We start from the raw sequence: 16,483 nt of genomic DNA, 5'->3' as shown, positions 1-16,483 counted from the left end.
TTCTCCTGGAGCGGCCTCGGTCATCCCACACGCTGTGCGCGCCCTAATGGACGGCCACGAACTTGTCGGCCGCCAGCTCCGCCTCGCCATCAAACCGATAGGCCACCAGCGGCCCTCCCTTCGCCACGCTGTAATCGACGCAGGCGACCCGTTGCGTAAGGGGCGCCAATGCCTCTCGCGGATTCAGCCAATAGTGTCCGATGAACGTTGGCCGGTCAGGTTCAGGAATCTTCTCGGTCATCGGGATTGGAAGGTCAGGCATCTCCACGCCCGGCGGACCAATGTAGGCTGACCGGTAGGTGGTGAGGCTCGCGTCCCACCATCGTGTTCTGATCGCGCTGCGGCTGTGGCCGTCCTTGTCTGTAAAGCCGTGGCCGGGAGGCAGTTCCACCTCCGCGCCCTTGAGAAGTGTCTCGACAGCTTCGTAGGCAACCGACCCTTTCCGACTCGAAGCTTCGGCGATCTCAGGCGTCAATCTCTCCTCGCTCAGCAGCGGCCTCAGAGCCGCGACGTGGCGAGGGCTCCAGCAGGCATGGACGATCCGAAATCCTGGTTCCTCGATCCACAGCGGCAAGTCCAGGAACCACTCGATCCAGGATCGATGATCGTCAGTGTCCTCCCCGACTTCAGCGAGAAAGGCCTCATGCTGTTGGCGGTTCTTCACCCCCTTCGCGCCCAGACGGGGACGAAGGTGGTGACCGTCACTGACTGGATCCGGCGTGGCCCACGAGATGGCGTTGAACTCGTGATTTCCCATCACGGCGCGGGCCGATCCGGCGTCAGTCATCGCCCTGACGAGTTCGAGAGTCCGAAGCTGACCTGGGCCGCGATCCACGAAGTCACCGACAAAGATCGCCGTGCGGCTGGGATGTCGCCAAGCCCCGGACCGATGGCGGTAACCGAGCTCGGTCAATAGGGCCTCAAGCTGGTCGGCATGGCCGTGGATGTCGCCGATGATGTCGTGGTTCATTCCGATGCCTGAATGCCGCTCGGGCTTGGCCCGAGCACCTCTGCGGCCACCTTGGCTGCCCCGCGAGGGCGCTCGGCGCGATGATCTGTCAGACCCATCTCAGTCGTCCAGCACGCCGGAAGACCAGGCCATGGCGTGGGAGCGCCCGGCCTCATCCCAGACAACGCCCTTGGCGTCGCGCTCGGCCTTCAGCCGCAGCACAAACCGTTCCGGGTCCGAGTTCCCACCCTGGAAAGGCTCGGCGTCGAGGACATGTCCACCGAAGTAGGACGGCTCCGCCTTGGTCTGATGGAAATAGACGCGCCCGCCGGCAAGCTTGGCGACCTCGGCCGACGTCAGCGCCCAGGCCTCGCTGCGGTAGATCGCGCCCTTGGGGTCGAGGCACACCAGACCTTTGGCGTCACGACAGATGAGATGAAGCCGAGCGCTCATCGGTCACCCGTGGCCATGGCTTCCGAGACCCGGCCGTCGCGACGCGCCAACTCTGTCTCGGCCAGTTTGCACTTATGCATATCCATTCCTTCCTCCCCTGCGATCCATCGCAGATAGTCTGACGGCACCTCACCCCACGCCTTGCCGCGATGGCGGCCGAACGTGACTACCGCTGGCTGAGTCGTCCATTCAATCAGATCGCCCACCGTCTCGGTCTGAAGCAGCTGAACCAGAATATGAGCGGTGACGAAGGCGTCGGGTCCTGCCCTGTGTGCTGGCAATGCGAAGCGCGGGTCGAGAGGCAACTCAAGCCAGTAGCGCAACACCTGATTGGCGTGACCCGGCGCCTGCGGCCAGGCTTTTCGAGCGGCCTTGACCGTGCAAACCCACGACGCGAGAGCCAGGTCGCCGAGGAAACTTCGCTCGAAATCGCAATGGTGAGCTACGAGGACGTCCGGCGGTCCATCAGCCTTGATGAAGCGCTCGACGGCCTCGACGGAAAACGTTGAAGCCATCGCGAGCTCATCATCACTGATGTGATGGACAGCTCGGGCGTGAGGCGAGACGGGCTCGGTCGGCTTCAGGAGAAGCGTCCGCGGCGCTCCGACCCTCCAGTCGCGCCCGTTGCCCGTGACGTCGACGGTGCCGACCTCAATGACCTGACTGCCCTCGCCGCCTGTTGTCTCAAAGTCCACTACGCGCAGCAGCATTGTCATCCCCACCCAAGTTCCAGTGATGCTTGGGCACAAATGCGACAACCGCGGTCGCAAACAGTCTTTCAAGTGTGACGCTCCACCTAACCCGAGATAAGCTCGACCAGATCCCGAGACAGTCCAGAACCACTGCGGAGCCCGCTCGTGATGCGCGACCGCTTCTGTCGCTAAAGGCCGCCATGGTGGTCGGCATGAAAACAGACACATTGCTACACGCTCTCGCGGGGGGCCTCGAAGGTTGGGCGATCGCGTTCTGGGGTGGTCGTGAAGAGGCGCACAGGGCGCTCGTCCACGAGCCAGACAAACGCCGACACGTCTGGCTCTGCATCTGGGCGCAGATGTCGATGCGCGCGGACCGACTCGACGAACCCGCTGACTTCACCCTGTGGCGCGAACGCTTCCTGTCGGAAACCTCGGCATGTCTGCTGCGGCTGGCAGGCTTCGGCGAAGCCCGCGGACTGCTGGGGAGCTTGGGCAAACTGCCGTGGACGGGATTGGAAGACGCTGCGCAATATTTGAAGCTGGCGGACCTCCTCGAGGAAGGCGGCTTGGGCGCGCAGACTATCCGCCATCGCAAGCGCATCGCTGCCTCCACCATTGAGACCCTTCATGCCCTGCCCGCGGACCTGCGGCATGCCGGCCTGGCGAAATCACTGAAGGTCGGGGAGCGGCTTGGGTCGCCTCAACGCAGGGTCCGGCGCTGGGTGTGGCGCCTGGAGAGGTTGAGGGCCGTCGCACCTCAACTTGACGGAGCCATCCGCAAGAAACTTCTCGGCGGTGGCGACGTAACCGAGCTCTGGGCCGGCCTGCCCTTGCCGCCCGCGCCATGGGGTGGAACCGAAGGGTTGCGGCCGCTCGATAGCCCTGCCGCCATGAGAAGCGCTGCGAAGCGCTTCCAGAACTGCCTGGCTTCTCAGGTCGATTTTGTCCGTCGCGGATATTCTTACTTCTACGAACTCGAAGGCCGAGCAGTCATTGAATTCGAACAGGTGCCGGGTCTCGGTTGGGAAGTCGAGGACGTCAACGGACCGCGCAACAAACGTCCGCCTGCCCCTGTTCTCCATGAAATTGAGCGGCTCTTGAGCGGCGCTCCCGGCCACATCAGCCCTTACCTACCGAGCAGGACCTACTGGAATGGCTAAATCGACCTTCCTGAGAGTTGTCGTCAGAGGCGACACAACTTGCCGTGACGCCCAGTGTCCCTAGTGGATCAGGGTCTAGATGGGGGCAGCCCAAATTCTCGTGCTCCATCGGCCCGATCCCGCCGTCATTGCGGGCGCCCGGTTCGCGACTTGCGCCGACTTCACGAGCGCCCAAGGGCGCTCCGGACAAGAGGGGAAGGATCAGCTGCGGCGGAATTCCATGCAGCAACGCTAGGGTGCGTCATCGTAACCACCTGGAGGCCGTCCCGCCCAATGTGAGTGCGGCTGGTCCACCCGCGCTCGTTCTGCTCGGACCAGCTTTCCACGAGCTCATGCGCCCCGACCATCTCCCTTGTCCACGCTCCTGCGGTTACACCCATGCAGGCGATAACCCTGACGCCAAGCCCTCGGATTACAGCTTCGTGTAAGGGCCAGCAGTCCCGCAACAACTCGGCTTTTCTCGCCAGCAATCCTTCCCGCTTTGATCGGACGAAAACTACATTCGAGGCTGGGACCGCGCGGGGTTCAAGGTCGAGGTTTCGAAGGAGATGCAGGACCCTCGGTTGGAGCGTTGCCGTTCCCGGGGGGCGACCTTGCCAAGATTCGTCAGCATAAGCGGACCAGTCGTTCCGGCTCCTCGCAGTTGCACTGCGAATAGATCGACCAATAGTCTCATCGGCTTGCGCAGCGGGATCCCCTCCGGGGTTTAGTCCAAGCAGGTAAAGCGGTCTGGGCCCACGAAATGCTGAGCGGCCCGAATATAAAACGCCGCCAGAGCGCGCGTGCAACTCGGCGGGCACTAGCTCGAGAAGGTCGTCGTGCATTCCCTCAAACCTGATGCCAACTTCCCGCGGCTGCATTCCCAATTGAGAGCCGCCTTACCCGATATGCAGGTTGGCGATGGTCTGCGCGGCTGCACACAGGTTGCAGGAAATCGCGCCCGCAGCAAGTCAGCCAGCGCTTGCACAACTGCACGAGCTATGGCGAGCCTTGGCCTTCGCACCAGACCAACGTATCTGCCCTCGGCCGCCAACCTCGAAGGTCTGAGCATCGGTCAAAGATCGGCTGCGGAGTGGGGAATGGTCAGGCCTCCACCCGGTCGCCGCTGTCGTTGAAGAACCGTGAGTTTAGATCCAGCCAGACACAAGACCTCTTGTTTCCGGTATGGCGACGCTTTCCTGCTTCATCCAGAAAACCGACGCAAACATTGAGCCAAAAGCGGAACTGTCCCACGTCGAACCACCAGACGTTATTGCGGATGTGATCGCCTCCCGATTCGTGAACCCGACCGAGCCTGCAGACCGTAGCGACTACCATTACAGGTGCATTGTTCGTTCGGTCCCAGATCGCATCATCGGCGAGGAATGCGTCAAAATCGCCGTCTGAGAATTCGTAGCCTTTGATCATTTGGACCTCCGCGAGATCTCTATAGGGGTGCGAATGGAAGTCCCCCAACAAGAGCTGATCCGGTGCCAACCGCTCCATGACCTCCGCCATTAGGCTGATCGCGCCGGCGTTTGGCATGACAGAGCCGGCTTCTCGTTCGGCGGACAGCGACACCGCAAGCCGATCTAGAAAGATGACCGTTTCCTCCGCTCGAGTTCGACAGTGCCCCCACACCAGGCCAAGCGTTTCGATCTCTTTGCGCTTCTTGCGGCCGTCTCCATGACTATAGGCTTCAACGGCGGCCAGGGTAGCCGTCTCCAAGAACCGGTCGGAGACCCGAACGCGATACTCCCTCACGATGGCTCCCCGCCTAGGAGAGTTGCGCCTAACGGCTCGCCGCTAGGTTCCCCACGTATCAAACGGAGGAAGTACGCGGGCGCTGCCCGTCCCGGCTCCCACAGCGCCGCATTCAGCGGCGGCTTCACCTCTACCGTGTCGAGCATGCCGCCATCTTCTTCGCTCCGTCGATTAGTCGAGACCGGCCTCCGTCCGCTTCCGCGACCGCACGCCTCGACCTTTGAGTAGAGCTCTTCGCCCGTCACTGCCAACCCGGCCTGATGCCCGCATGGAAGCTGCCCGGCTCGTCGGCTCGGAAATGTTGACGTGACAAACGATGCAGACCTCGGTGCCGCATGGCCTGGATGTGACGTCCGACGCGAGCATCGTTCAGAGGGGTCACTTGGTGGTTGCAAGCTCGGCGCGTGTTGGCGAAGACTGACCGCCCACAAGGACCAGTTGATTTGCCCTCCCCCCAGACTCTTTCGCTCATGGCCCAGATCCGCAACGCTCTCCCGGGCCACGACGGGATCGACCAAGCGACCGACTGGCTACGTTCCAGCCTGGGGTCGGTGATCGATTTTTCCGGGCCCTTGGGGGACGATCTCGAGGAGGCCCGGACGCTGCTCCACAAGGAGCACGAGATCACCATCCTGCGGCGCTCGTCGATTTTCGCGAAGCGACCCGACTGGTACCACGGGCCACAACCGGGCGATCGTCACTGGCCCGCGCTCAAATCCTACTTCCTGGGCCCCAAGCACTGGGACAGCGAGACCATCGAGAGCATCGACGAGGGCTCAAACGAGATCGTCTCGCTCCTCGCTGATCCCGCTCAAGATCAGTTTTCCTGCCGTGGTTTGGTGGTGGGCTATGTCCAGTCGGGCAAGACCGCGAACATGACGGCCGTCATCTCCAAGGCCGTCGATCGCGGTTACAACCTGATTCTGGTTTTCGCCGGTCTGACGGACAAGCTCCGGCAACAAACACAGCGGCGGCTAGAATCGGACATCGTCGTTCGTCACCCGACTCTCTGGCACAAGCTGACCACCACCGACATCCATGGCGAATTCCGGATCCCGGCCCATGGCCATATCTCGGCGCTGAACCGGGCCCAACTCGCGGTGATGAAGAAGAACGTGGCGCCGTTGCAGCGGCTGCTGGACGTCATCGAGGACACGCCTGCCGCGGAAATGCGCAAGCTGAAAATCCTGCTGATCGACGATGAGTGTGATCAAGCCAGCGTCAACTCCGCCAGCAACGAAATGGACATCAGCAAGATCAACGAAAAGATCCGGCTCATCCTGAAGAAATTGCCGGCGGTGTCCTACGTCGGATACACCGCCACGCCATTCGCCAATGTCCTGATCAACCCCTACGCCGAGCAGACCGACACGCTCGACGATCTCTATCCGAAGGACTTCATCACCTCGCTCGCGCTGCCCAAGGGCTATTTCGGAACCCAGAGGCTGTTCGGCCGCACGCCGCAGGACGCTGCGAACCCCTTGCCGGAGGAAGAAGGCCTCGACGTCATCCGAGAAGTGGATGAAGCAGATGAGGCGGCGCTTCAGCCACGCGGTCGAGCGGCTCAGGCGGGATTCGTGCCTCGCATGACCCCAAGTCTCCAGGACGCGATCCTCTACTACATCGCCACTTGCGCAGTGCGCCGGGCCCGGGGCCATGCGGGCGAGCACATGTCGATGCTTGTGCACACGTCGCCGGCGATCCGGATGCACCAGAGCATTGCGCATCTGATCGAGAACTGGATCGACAAGGAACGGGCCGGAATTGAGCAACAGACTGGTCCAGCATTCGAAGCCCTGAGATCCGTCTGGGAGGCCGAACAGGCGGCCGGCCTCGACGACCTCACCTCCGCGCGCCCAGTGTCGTTTGACGAGCTGTGCGACCACCTGCCGGCTGTGCTGCAGGCCCTTTCCGTCGTCATCGAAAACGGGGCGAGCGACGACCGCATCGACTACACCGGCGGCGCCAAGACCTACATCATCGTCGGCGGCAGCATCCTTGCACGCGGTCTGACCTTGGAGGGCCTCGCGGTCAGCTACTTCCTGCGTACCTCGAACCAGTACGACACCCTGCTGCAGATGGGCCGCTGGTTCGGCTATCGGCACGGCTATGAGGATCTGCCTCGTCTCTGGATGCCGACAGAACTCAAGTCGCGCTTCCGCGCTCTTGCCGCCATCGAGGCGGAAATTCGGGACGACATCTCGAACTACAGCAGATCGCCCTCTGTCACGCCGATGGATTTCGCGATCCGCATCCGGAGCGTACCTGGCATGGCAATCGTCGCCCGCAACAAGATGCGACACGCCCATCAGTGCAGCATCGGTTACTGGGGCCGCCACGTTCAGACCCTGCGGTTCAAGCGAAAGGACGAGCGCCTGCTGCAGAACAACTGGCAGGCCGGAGCCGAGCTTGTTTCCTTCGCGGACCAGCAAGGGAAATCTGGAGGCATCCCAGGTCGCCGCCTCTTCACAGACGTTCCGCGAAAGCTGATCGCGCAGTTTCTTCGCAGCTACCGCATCGATGACAGCCACCAGGATCTGAAGGACGACCTCCTGCTTCAGTTCGTCCAGCTGGATGATCCCGCTTTGACGACGTGGAACGTCGGCGTGATTCAATCGGCCGACGGCGAGCCATCCGGCCAGCCCCTGGGCGTGCTGGGTTCGGTGAAAATGGTTCAGCGCTCGCGGCTCAAGGACAAGGGTGAGATCGCTGACATCAAGGCGCTGATGTCGAAGGCGGATGCGGCGTTCGATTGCCCCTCCGGTACAGTCTCGACGGATGATGACTGGGAAGCGATCAAGGCGAAGCGCCGAACGCAGGTGGGTGAGCGACCGCTCCTCCTTCTCTATCCGATTGATCGGGCATCCCGGGCGCGAACGGGAAGCACGACACGCATCGACCTCGACGCCGAGCATGACATCCTGGGCTTCGGGATTGTCATGCCCGGCTCCCGCGAAGCGGGCGGCAGGTATGTCAGCGTTCACCTCGCCCCACCGACGCCCGAGGAGCTCGCGCAGATCGAAGCCGACGAAATGGATGCTCTGGAGGCCGCCGGTGTCCAGAACCACGTCTGACATTCATACCCGCTGGGCCACGCTTCGAACCGGCTCCACGCAAGAGGACCCCGCTTCGGTCGCGGCCTCCGATCTCGGGGTGACGACCGGCTATGGCAACGCAATGCTCAGCATCTCGCCAGAGGGCTGGACTCAGTTGCTGCTGCCGGTCGCGCCGGGAACCAAACGACCAGTATTCGCCGATCTCCCCGTCATCGAGGTCGGGGCCAACCAGCTGTCCGATGCGTCAGGATCGCGACCCTATCTGATCGTGAGTTGCAGAGAGGCGTCGCTGGATCGCGCATTTGCCGATCTGGTTCTGGCGGTTCTTTCGCGGATTGAGGATGGGGAATCGCCATCCACCGCGCTGACCGAAGCCGTGCGCGATCTGCGAGCCCTGTTTGTCCAGGCGGAAGACGAAAGCATCGGCATCGAACAGGTGCAGGGACTGGTGGCTGAGCTCCTCGTCCTGCTCCGGCTCGCGAACCGGCATGCACGCGCACCGGAGGTATGGTTCGGACCTGACAAGGATCGCCACGACTTTCGGGGCGGCGTGCACGCCATCGAAGTCAAATCCAGTCGCCGGCGCTCCGGCACGGTTACGATCTCGTCGATCGACCAGCTCGACATCCCGATGGGCGGCTCACTCGAGCTCTGGCGCGTTGTTCTGGACCGGACCTCCAATGGGGCGGTTACGGTCGCGCGGCTTGTCGAGGATATCGAAGCACGCACCGGCTCGTCGAAGGTGTTGCGGGAACGCCTCAAGGGAATGGGATGTCCTGATCCGTCTGCGGGCGCCTGGAACAATCAGTCCTTCAACTGCGAGGCGATCGACGCCTTCGCCGTGGAGCCCGGCTTTCCGCGCATTGTCGCCGAGACCTTCGGGCCGGCCGGCAAGCCTGCGGGCATCGGAGCGTTGAAGTACGAGATCGATCTGGCCCAGGCGGGCCCATTCGCCTTGACCGAGGCCGACATGAAACTCACCGAAGATCGGGTACTCGCGTGCCTGAAATGACGGCGTGGAGGCTCTATTCCGAGCCCTATGCGGCCACCGGCAACATCGGCGATGGCGGCTTCCGTCGGCTGTTGGGAGCTCCCTCCCTGGAAGGCCTGCAGCTCGTCCTTCGGGAAGCGATTCAGAACAGCTGTGATGCCGCCAAGCTGGGAATCGGTCCTTCGATCCTGATCCGCCTTCGGACGCTCACGCCGGAGCAGGTCGAGTTCCTGCGTGCGAGCGTGTTCGGAGACCTGCCGTTCGTCGAAGAATCGCGCCACGACCTGCTTCGGTTTCTGGAGTCCGAAACGCCGCGCGTTCTGGAGATCTGCGATTTCAATACGACCGGGCTCGGCGGCCCGACCCGGGCCGACCGGATCCCGGATGGCGTCGACCGCACCGATTTCATCGACTTCCTGCGCAACGTCGGCACCCAGCGCAATACTGCGCTCGGCGGCGGCACCTACGGCTTTGGCAAGGCGTCCCTGTACATGGCCAGCCGGTGCTCGACGATTATCGTCGATACGCTCGCCGTGGGTCCGGCCGACCCCGAGCGCCGGATCATGGCCTGTCATCTCGGCGCATCAGGCGCCCGATCATCCGGCGATGGCTATTCCCGCAAATATACCGGTCGACACTGGTGGGGCGTCTCGTCGGGCGCCGAGGAACCGACCGACCCGGCCACCGGCGAGATGGCGGCCTGGATCGCCGCGGCCATGGGCTCGCCCGAACGCGGCCCCTTGGAGACGGGCACCTCGATCATCATCCTTGACCCTGACCTCGCCGGCGAAACCGTTGAGACCGCAGGTATCGAGATTGTCGAGGCGCTACTGTGGAATTTCTGGCCCCGCATGATGGAGAATGCGGAGCCGGCCAAACGCATCGTGGCGCGGGTCGAAGTCGAGGGAGAGGAGATCGAGGTTCCCCTGCCCGAGGTCTGCCCGCCACTCGATCTCTATGCGCGGGCGATGACCATGATCCGCGAGAAACACGCCGATGTGGTGCCAGTAAGCTGTCAGCGCCCGCAGAAGCTTCTCGGCCACCTGGCCATCGTGAAGGGGCTCCGATCGGACCGTCTCCCCATCTTCCAGCGTGAGGACAGTCTGTTCCCGGAACCCGCCAGCCACATCGCCCTGATGCGGCCGGCCGAGCTTGTCGTCACCAATATCGAGGGCGGGGCACTGCCCGACGACCGCGCCGAATGGGCGGGAGTGTTCGTGGCCAGCGCCGAGCCTGAAGTTGAGAGAGCCTTCGCCCTGTCGGAACCGGCGGCCCATGACACTTGGGACCCCTCGGCCTTTCCGAAGGGCCGGGACAAGACCTATGTGGCGGTCGCGCTCAAACGCCTGAACGCCGCGGCCCACGAGGTCGCAAGCCCGGTCATGTCCAGTGCGGGCCAGAGCGACAACAGCCACCCGCTGGCTGCGGTTTCCGGCCTCCTGGGGTCTTTCCTCGACGCGGGGGGCCATGGCGGACCGAGCCGCGATCGGGGAAACGGCGGTGGCGGCGCACGCTCTGCACGGCGGCGCGCATCGCGACCAGTCTTCGAGCGACTGGAGCTCCATCATGACGAACGAACGGCGCTGTTCAGTTTCGAAGTGACCGGCACCGGTCGCGAAGACCAGTTGCTCCTGGAACCGGTGGTCGCGATGGATGGCGGCCACGTGCCGCTTTCGCGACTCGAGCAGGGCCCCTGTCCCGAGATCGTCTCGGTGACCGGTCCAGACGGCGACGTCCTGGCTCCGGGAAGCCTCATTCGGATCGGCCAGGTCGAGGGCTCCTTTACCGTTCGGGTGACGGTCCCCGACAATTGCGCCGTCGGGCTGCAGGCGATGGTTGGTGAAGGCGGTCGGGCATGAAGCGTCGGACAGCCGCTCCCTTTCTTCAGCTGTCCGAGGCCGCACGCCTCGACGGATGGGTCTACGAACTGAACCACGGCAGCCCGTTGCCGCTCGGCGACACGATGCCGGACTGGGACTATGGAGCCGCCCTGAAGGTCAGCCGCCGGGTTCGCCTGGATCATGCCGCCGCCGCCGAAGAGCTCGGTCTTGCCGCCGACGGCTTTGCGCTCGCCCTGGTGGTCGAGGCCGGCTCCGGCTCCGGCGCCCTGCCTCGCGAAATCATCCACCGCGTACGCGAACCGCTGTTGCGCGATGCGGCCGACCACAGGGTCGAGTTCGAACTGCCGAGCCGCTGGATGTCGAGCCAGCTCAGCCTGCGCACCACGATAGTGCTTGCGGCGGACGCTGACGCTTTCAATCGACTGGCTCCGACCCTGCAGGGGTCTCGGCTCTGGTCAGATCGGATCGTATCCCGACTGGAAGGTCATGATCCCCGTTTCCCGATGGAGGTCGTCAGTTTCAACGGACTATTCCGGGGTCGTCCGCATCAGCATGCGCCGTGGCACCTTCGCTGGAATGCCGCGGACCTGGAGCGGGACTTCTACAGCGCCGTACGGCTGTACCTCAACGAAGACCAGCCGCTGTTCGTGGATCGCGTTCAGGAACAGGACCCGCTGACCCTGCAGGCGCTGATGGGAGATGTCGTGTCCCAGATGTGTGAGAGCGCACTTCGATCGCCGGATGGTGCGGACCGACTGCAGAGTGCGGAAGAGACCACCTTGGGCGGTCAGATCCGGCACTGGCTGCTGCGGCCCTTCAGCTCCGTGCCCGAGGCCGGCTCCACGCTCGAACAGCGCCCTGGCGATTTCCGCGCCGCTATTATCGCCAGTGTAGGATTCGACGCATGAGCGACCCGGTTATCCTGCTGCCACGGCTGAGCGAGGCCGCCGCGGACCAGATGCTCGCCGAACAACGCGAGACGCATGGCTTGCCGGGAAACGGCCCGACCTCAGACGTGCTGCCGGACGCGATCACCTTCGGCCCGGTGGGAGGAAGCCCGATACCGCCGGAGCAGCTGGTGCGCTTTCGTGACGATGTCACCCGCGTCGCCCGGGAGGCCGGCTTTCCGACGGATAACACCATCGCGGCTCGCGCGCGTTTCGACGTCGCCTGCGCGAAGCTGCTCGCGGGTCACCCCCTTCTGCAGTCGGGCGAAGCCCTGCGAGACGACGTCTGGACATTCATTGCGACGGCTCTACTACGGCCGGTGACGATCTGGCGGTACGAGTTGTCCGAAGACCGCCACCATGGCGGCGTTCGCAATACCTTCCAGCGCCTGTGGATGCGGGCCAGGGCACTCGATCGAGGGGAGGACGCACCCAATCGCTGGGCCCTGCTCGAGACCCTGACCGAGGACGCTTTCGTCGCCATCACAGAACGGCCTTCCATCGGCGGCGATCGCCGCCTCGCCTGTGCGCTCGCAGAGGGCTGGGTACGCGCCGCTCTTCGACATGGCCGACCAGCGATGCAGGCGATCATGCGCCGGGCCACAATCGGCTTGCGGCTGAGAAACGAGATCATCTTCCTTGGCGAGATGGGTGCCGAAGCGCTGGCTGATCTGATCGACGAAATCTTCGACGAAAGCGCGCGGATCGTGGCGGCGGAGCAGACGGCGGCCTGAGGCCGGCGTCAACGGGCTCCGATCATTGCCGCTCGCCCCTCACCCGAGGCGACTAGCGGGGGTTCTCACGCAACAAGGGCGCCCAGTCGCACGGACATCAGGTTTCCCGACAGCCGCAATTCAGTCTTGCGAAGACAGCGCGCAGTGCAGAACCTCGGCAATCTGCCGTGCAAGAAACGGCGGGACAGCGTTTCCGACCTGGACGTATTGCTCGGTGCGGTTGCCGAGGAAGAGGTAGTTGTCGGGGAAGGTCTGAAGCCTCGCCGCTTCACGCACGGTCAGCGAGCGGCATTGAACTGGATCCGGATGGATGAAGTAGTGGCCATCCTTCGAGATGTGGCTGGTCACCGTGGTGGACGACTGGTCCCAGCCTTGGGTCCGGAAACGGTCAGCGAACTTGCCGGATCCCCAGTTGGCATGATCGGGCGCAAGCGCCGTCGGGAAGTCGCCTGCCTTGGGCGCACGACCGCGGACGCTGGTGAAAACCGAGCTGAAGAAATATCGGCCGAGGTCCTCCACCATGTGGCCCCTGCTCGAATGGTTCAAAGTCACCTCGAGGCGGGGGTCAACAAGCCAGCCTGCGAGAACGTCAGGGCAATCGGACGAAACCGAAGGCGGCGCCTTAGATGACCGGGGCGGCAGGTCATTCACGGCCATGAACATCTGTCGGAAACGGCGCGCTGCCGTCAGCAGGTCCGAAGCAGTCTCCGGCACTTCCTCGAGCGCGGTGATGACAGTGTCCATCTGACCAGTGACGACATCACGCCAGGCTGCCGCATCGTCTCCACGGCTCAATCCGCTGCGGAGGACTGAAAGTCCGGAGATCACATCGCGCACAGTGGCTGGTTCGCCAACGAACTTGCCGGCTGTCTCACTGGCAGACGAAATTGCCCCGGCAACATCGCGGCGGAGACCCACGACGATGACGCGATGGCGAGCCTGCGGCACGCCAAAATCTTCACTTCGGACGATGAAGTCCTGGTGACGTGATGTCCGGCGAAGGACTGTGTGTCCCTCATCATCCAGGGCTACTGCGAACAGTTCGTAAGCGTCGGGAGAGCCGTCGGCAGCCCGAAGGTCTGCTAGCACCTGTTCGAAGATGAAACGCCCCTCGACCGACGACGAAAGGATTCCCTTCACGTTTTCCATGACGAACGCGACGGGCCGCAGTCCCTTCAGGATCCGGATATATTCGCGATAGAGAAAGTGTCGCTTGTCGTCCTCAGGGACATAGCCCTCTGTGCCCTGATTACGTGACCTTCCGACGAGGGAATATGCCTGACATGGCGGCCCTCCGATCACGACAGTCGGCACGTCCAGCTCGACCAGCTCTGCGATCCGACTGTCCAGAACGCGGGCCGCGTGCGGTGTGCCGAGCTCTAGCCGCAGCGCTTCTTCGAGGGCGGTCTCCCACTCGCCCGGATGCGTCACGGACCAGTCCGGCTCCGCACCACCATTGTTCAGCCAATCATAATACTCGTCCGGAAACTCATCGAACTGGCGAAGGAACGCCCGGAGCTGGAGGGTTTTGTGTGCGGACGCCTCCTTCTCGACGGAGATCGTTACCTGGAATGGGTTCGTTCCGTCCCTGTCAGTGAACGAGGAAAAGCCCTCCGCAAGACCGCCCGGTCCTGCGAACAGATCGACGACCTGATACGTTAAAGCCATGCCCCAGAAGTTCTCGCGCCTTGAATTAGATCGGTATCTACCAGGGACGCGCGAAACCGCCACGCGAAAAGGACAGAATGGCTGACGTTGTCGACAAGGCGACCCGGTCTCGGATGATGTCCGGCATCAAGGGGAAGAACACGAAGCCGGAAATGGTGGTGCGGCAAGGTCTTCATCGCGCGGGATTTCGTTTTCGGCTCCACGCGCCCGGATTGCCCGGCAAGCCCGATCTGCTTCTCCCCAAGTGGCGCGCTGCGATCTTCGTTCATGGCTGTTTCTGGCATCGGCATGAAGGCTGCCGCTTCACCACGACACCGGCGACACGACCAGCGTTCTGGGACCAGAAGTTTGGCGCCAATGTCCTCCGCGATGAGCGCGCGTTTGTGGCGTTGCAAAAGGCAGGCTGGCGGGTTGCGACCGTCTGGGAATGTGCGGTTCGCCGCGATGCTCGGGGCGCTACAGAGCGACTTGCCCGATGGATCACTTCAGATTCGGGTTCGGCAACGATCGACTAACGGATTGACCCTGAAAACCCTTGCCTCGCACCAGACGTCGCCGGTTCGCTCAGGGGTTCTTTTCTCGCCAGCGACGCTGCGCTATTGCGTCCGAGCCAAGGAGGCTCGCCTTCGGAATGACTGAGGCGGCCGTCTCATTCAGCCAGCCGGCGGCGTCAGCAACCTGTCGATCAGGGCCTGATCGGCGTCGTGGACCCAGCACTCGGCCAGCAGGCCGTCCTCGATCCGGTAGACGAGAACCCGATCCACATCCCGGGCGTCGCCTCCATGGCCGAGACGCTCGCGCGCCAGGATGACGCCTCGGGTCGCGCCGGCCATGATGTCGACGACGCCCAGGAGCTGGCGTCCGGTCAGGCGGCCGAATTCGGCCAGGGTCGTCAGCGCCGCCCGCTTGCCGACGTGAACTCCCGACAGCGGGTTGGAGCCGAAATAGTGGAGGGTGAACCGGTCATGGTAGCAGGCGACGATGGCCGGAAGGTCGTTGGCCAGCCAGGCCGTCGCATACCGCTCCAGCGCGGCCCGAATGCCCGGATCGCCCTGCCGGTCCGTCTCGGCCGGGGCGACGGATGCGGCCAGCATCGCCAGCGCGTCACGACGGTCGATCATCACAGGCATGGCGCTCCACGAGACGTCTCCGACGCGCCGTGCGCCGACTGACCCCTTGCGGAGAGGCTAACTCCGGCCGGGGCGGCGGGCTTTCAGGAAGCGGCTGCGCTTCGACTGTTGGATCGCGCGCCCTCAAGGACAAGGCCCCCGCGGGTCAGTCGTGAGGGCTCCATCCCGAACATCTCCCGGAAGGCCGTGCTGAAATGGGCGGAAGAGGCGAAGCCCGCGTCGAGCGCGGCGGTGGTGATGCTGGCTCCGCGCGACAGGGCCTGAAGCGCCACCCGCATCGCCACCCAAATCCGGTAGCGCCTCAACGGGACCCCTGTCGTCGCCTTGAAGAGGTGTCGCAGGCGGGATTCCGAGAGACCGGCCCGGGATGCGAGCGCCGACAGCGAGGGGCGATCGTCGGGGCTGCCGTGAAGCAGCGACAGGGCGCCGGCGACGCGCCGGTCGACGGGCGCATGGTCGGGTCCGAGCAGAATCCGTTCCAGCACGACCCGCGCCGTCGGCCAGTCGATCGCTGCGGACGCCAGTCCCCGCAGCGTCCCGATCAAGGCCGCTTCGTCGGCGAGATCGAAGGCGGCGTGGGACAGGCGCGCTGCCGCGGTCTCACCCAGATGGTGCAGGTCACGGCTCAGGGCGTCGACATAGATGAACGCCATCAGGCCCTGGGTGTCGGCGAAATGATGAAGCGTGTTGGGCGGGATGATCGCGCTGCGGCACAGGCGATATCGGCCGGACGAGGCCGCGGGCGGTTCCGCCACGCCGAACGGCTCGTCGAGCCCGAGGGCGATCACGCCCACCGCATTCCTGTGGGCCGACAGATTGAAGGCCGGGCCGAGGTAGATCGCCCGCGCGCCCCACGCGAACAGGCGCGTTCCCGAGGCGTCGGGCGAAGCCGGCTGAACGACGCCGGAATCCAGGGAGGCCATGCGAATTTCAATCCCGGAAGGTTGCGGCCGTTGCGCCGCATCGGCGGCGGCCGAGGACAAAATCTATCATGGAAGCGCGGAACCGCCACCTCGCCGGCCATCCCGGCGAGCCCGTGAAACTTAGCCGAAACATGGAAGCGCGAGGGCGGTTTCCCGGTTCAAGAACAGGCGGTTTTGGCGCGCCGGCCGGTTC

At 63.9% G+C, this 16,483-nt stretch carries 14 protein-coding genes; 7 read left to right on the top strand and 7 right to left on the bottom strand.

Annotated elements, in window-relative coordinates; all coding sequences use genetic code 11:
* Nucleotides 1–43: 43 nt before the first annotated feature.
* From ASD59_RS01415 to ASD59_RS01405, 3 genes are all read right to left on the bottom strand, one after another.
* The gene (locus tag ASD59_RS01415) at nt 44–970 is read right to left on the bottom strand and encodes a metallophosphoesterase (protein WP_055827213.1); all 927 of its coding nucleotides are present in this window, start codon (nt 968–970) and stop codon (nt 44–46) included.
* A 99-nt stretch (nt 971–1,069) separates the two neighbouring features.
* Complete coding sequence (locus ASD59_RS01410) at nt 1,070–1,402, bottom strand: hypothetical protein (protein WP_055827210.1); 333 nt, start codon at nt 1,400–1,402, stop codon at nt 1,070–1,072.
* Nucleotides 1,399–2,112, bottom strand: coding sequence for an exonuclease domain-containing protein (locus ASD59_RS01405; protein WP_162246614.1), 714 nt, complete (start codon nt 2,110–2,112; stop codon nt 1,399–1,401). Before ASD59_RS01405 ends, ASD59_RS01410 begins: the two co-directional genes overlap by 4 nt.
* Before the next feature lie 182 nt (nt 2,113–2,294).
* On the opposite strand from ASD59_RS01405, the gene ASD59_RS01400 reads away from it, so the two are divergent.
* Nucleotides 2,295–3,257, top strand: a complete 963-nt coding sequence (locus ASD59_RS01400) for a hypothetical protein (protein ID WP_055827203.1) — start codon at nt 2,295–2,297, stop codon at nt 3,255–3,257.
* Between the two features lie 1,083 nt (nt 3,258–4,340).
* On the opposite strand, the gene ASD59_RS01395 is transcribed toward ASD59_RS01400, so the two are convergent.
* Entirely contained in the window at nt 4,341–5,000 is a 660-nt protein-coding gene (locus ASD59_RS01395) for a hypothetical protein (protein WP_055827200.1), read from the bottom strand.
* 470 nt (nt 5,001–5,470) lie between these two features.
* Between ASD59_RS01395 and ASD59_RS01390 the strand changes: the two genes are divergently transcribed.
* Genes ASD59_RS01390 through ASD59_RS01370 form a run of 5 tightly spaced genes read left to right on the top strand, consistent with a single transcriptional unit; the run spans nt 5,471 to nt 12,569 of the window.
* Nucleotides 5,471–8,074 (top strand): Z1 domain-containing protein, encoded by a 2,604-nt coding sequence (locus tag ASD59_RS01390; protein WP_200943528.1) that lies wholly within the window; start codon nt 5,471–5,473, stop codon nt 8,072–8,074.
* Nucleotides 8,055–9,068 carry a PD-(D/E)XK motif protein gene (locus ASD59_RS01385; protein ID WP_162246613.1) on the top strand — a complete coding sequence of 338 codons (1,014 nt, stop codon included), beginning with the start codon at nt 8,055–8,057 and terminating at the stop codon, nt 9,066–9,068. The genes ASD59_RS01390 and ASD59_RS01385 overlap by 20 nt, the downstream gene beginning before the upstream one ends.
* The gene (locus ASD59_RS01380) at nt 9,056–10,906 is read left to right on the top strand and encodes a hypothetical protein (protein ID WP_200943526.1); all 1,851 of its coding nucleotides are present in this window, start codon (nt 9,056–9,058) and stop codon (nt 10,904–10,906) included. Before ASD59_RS01385 ends, ASD59_RS01380 begins: the two co-directional genes overlap by 13 nt.
* Nucleotides 10,903–11,796, top strand: a complete 894-nt coding sequence (locus ASD59_RS01375) for a hypothetical protein (RefSeq protein WP_055827189.1) — start codon at nt 10,903–10,905, stop codon at nt 11,794–11,796. Before ASD59_RS01380 ends, ASD59_RS01375 begins: the two co-directional genes overlap by 4 nt.
* On the top strand, nt 11,793–12,569 hold the full coding sequence (locus ASD59_RS01370; protein ID WP_055827186.1) for a hypothetical protein: 777 nt from the start codon (nt 11,793–11,795) through the stop codon (nt 12,567–12,569). Before ASD59_RS01375 ends, ASD59_RS01370 begins: the two co-directional genes overlap by 4 nt.
* A gap of 120 nt (nt 12,570–12,689) precedes the next feature.
* Here ASD59_RS01370 and ASD59_RS01365 read toward each other — a convergent pair whose 3' ends face one another.
* On the bottom strand, nt 12,690–14,237 hold the full coding sequence (locus ASD59_RS01365; protein ID WP_055827182.1) for a DNA cytosine methyltransferase: 1,548 nt from the start codon (nt 14,235–14,237) through the stop codon (nt 12,690–12,692).
* 77 nt (nt 14,238–14,314) lie between these two features.
* Between ASD59_RS01365 and ASD59_RS13785 the strand changes: the two genes are divergently transcribed.
* Complete coding sequence (locus tag ASD59_RS13785; protein WP_082559997.1) at nt 14,315–14,752, top strand: very short patch repair endonuclease; 438 nt, start codon at nt 14,315–14,317, stop codon at nt 14,750–14,752.
* A 138-nt stretch (nt 14,753–14,890) separates the two neighbouring features.
* Here ASD59_RS13785 and ASD59_RS01360 read toward each other — a convergent pair whose 3' ends face one another.
* Nucleotides 14,891–15,358: a nuclear transport factor 2 family protein gene (locus tag ASD59_RS01360; protein ID WP_082560067.1), complete on the bottom strand. Its 468-nt coding sequence runs from the start codon at nt 15,356–15,358 to the stop codon at nt 14,891–14,893.
* Nucleotides 15,359–15,450: 92 nt separating this feature from the next.
* Nucleotides 15,451–16,290: a helix-turn-helix domain-containing protein gene (locus ASD59_RS01355; protein WP_055827179.1), complete on the bottom strand. Its 840-nt coding sequence runs from the start codon at nt 16,288–16,290 to the stop codon at nt 15,451–15,453.
* Nucleotides 16,291–16,483: the final 193 nt, after the last annotated feature.

Source organism: Brevundimonas sp. Root608 (assembly GCF_001427825.1).
Lineage (GTDB): Bacteria > Pseudomonadota > Alphaproteobacteria > Caulobacterales > Caulobacteraceae > Brevundimonas.
Note: the sequence above shows the minus strand (reverse complement) of the source record. Positions and strands in the feature narration are given on the sequence as shown.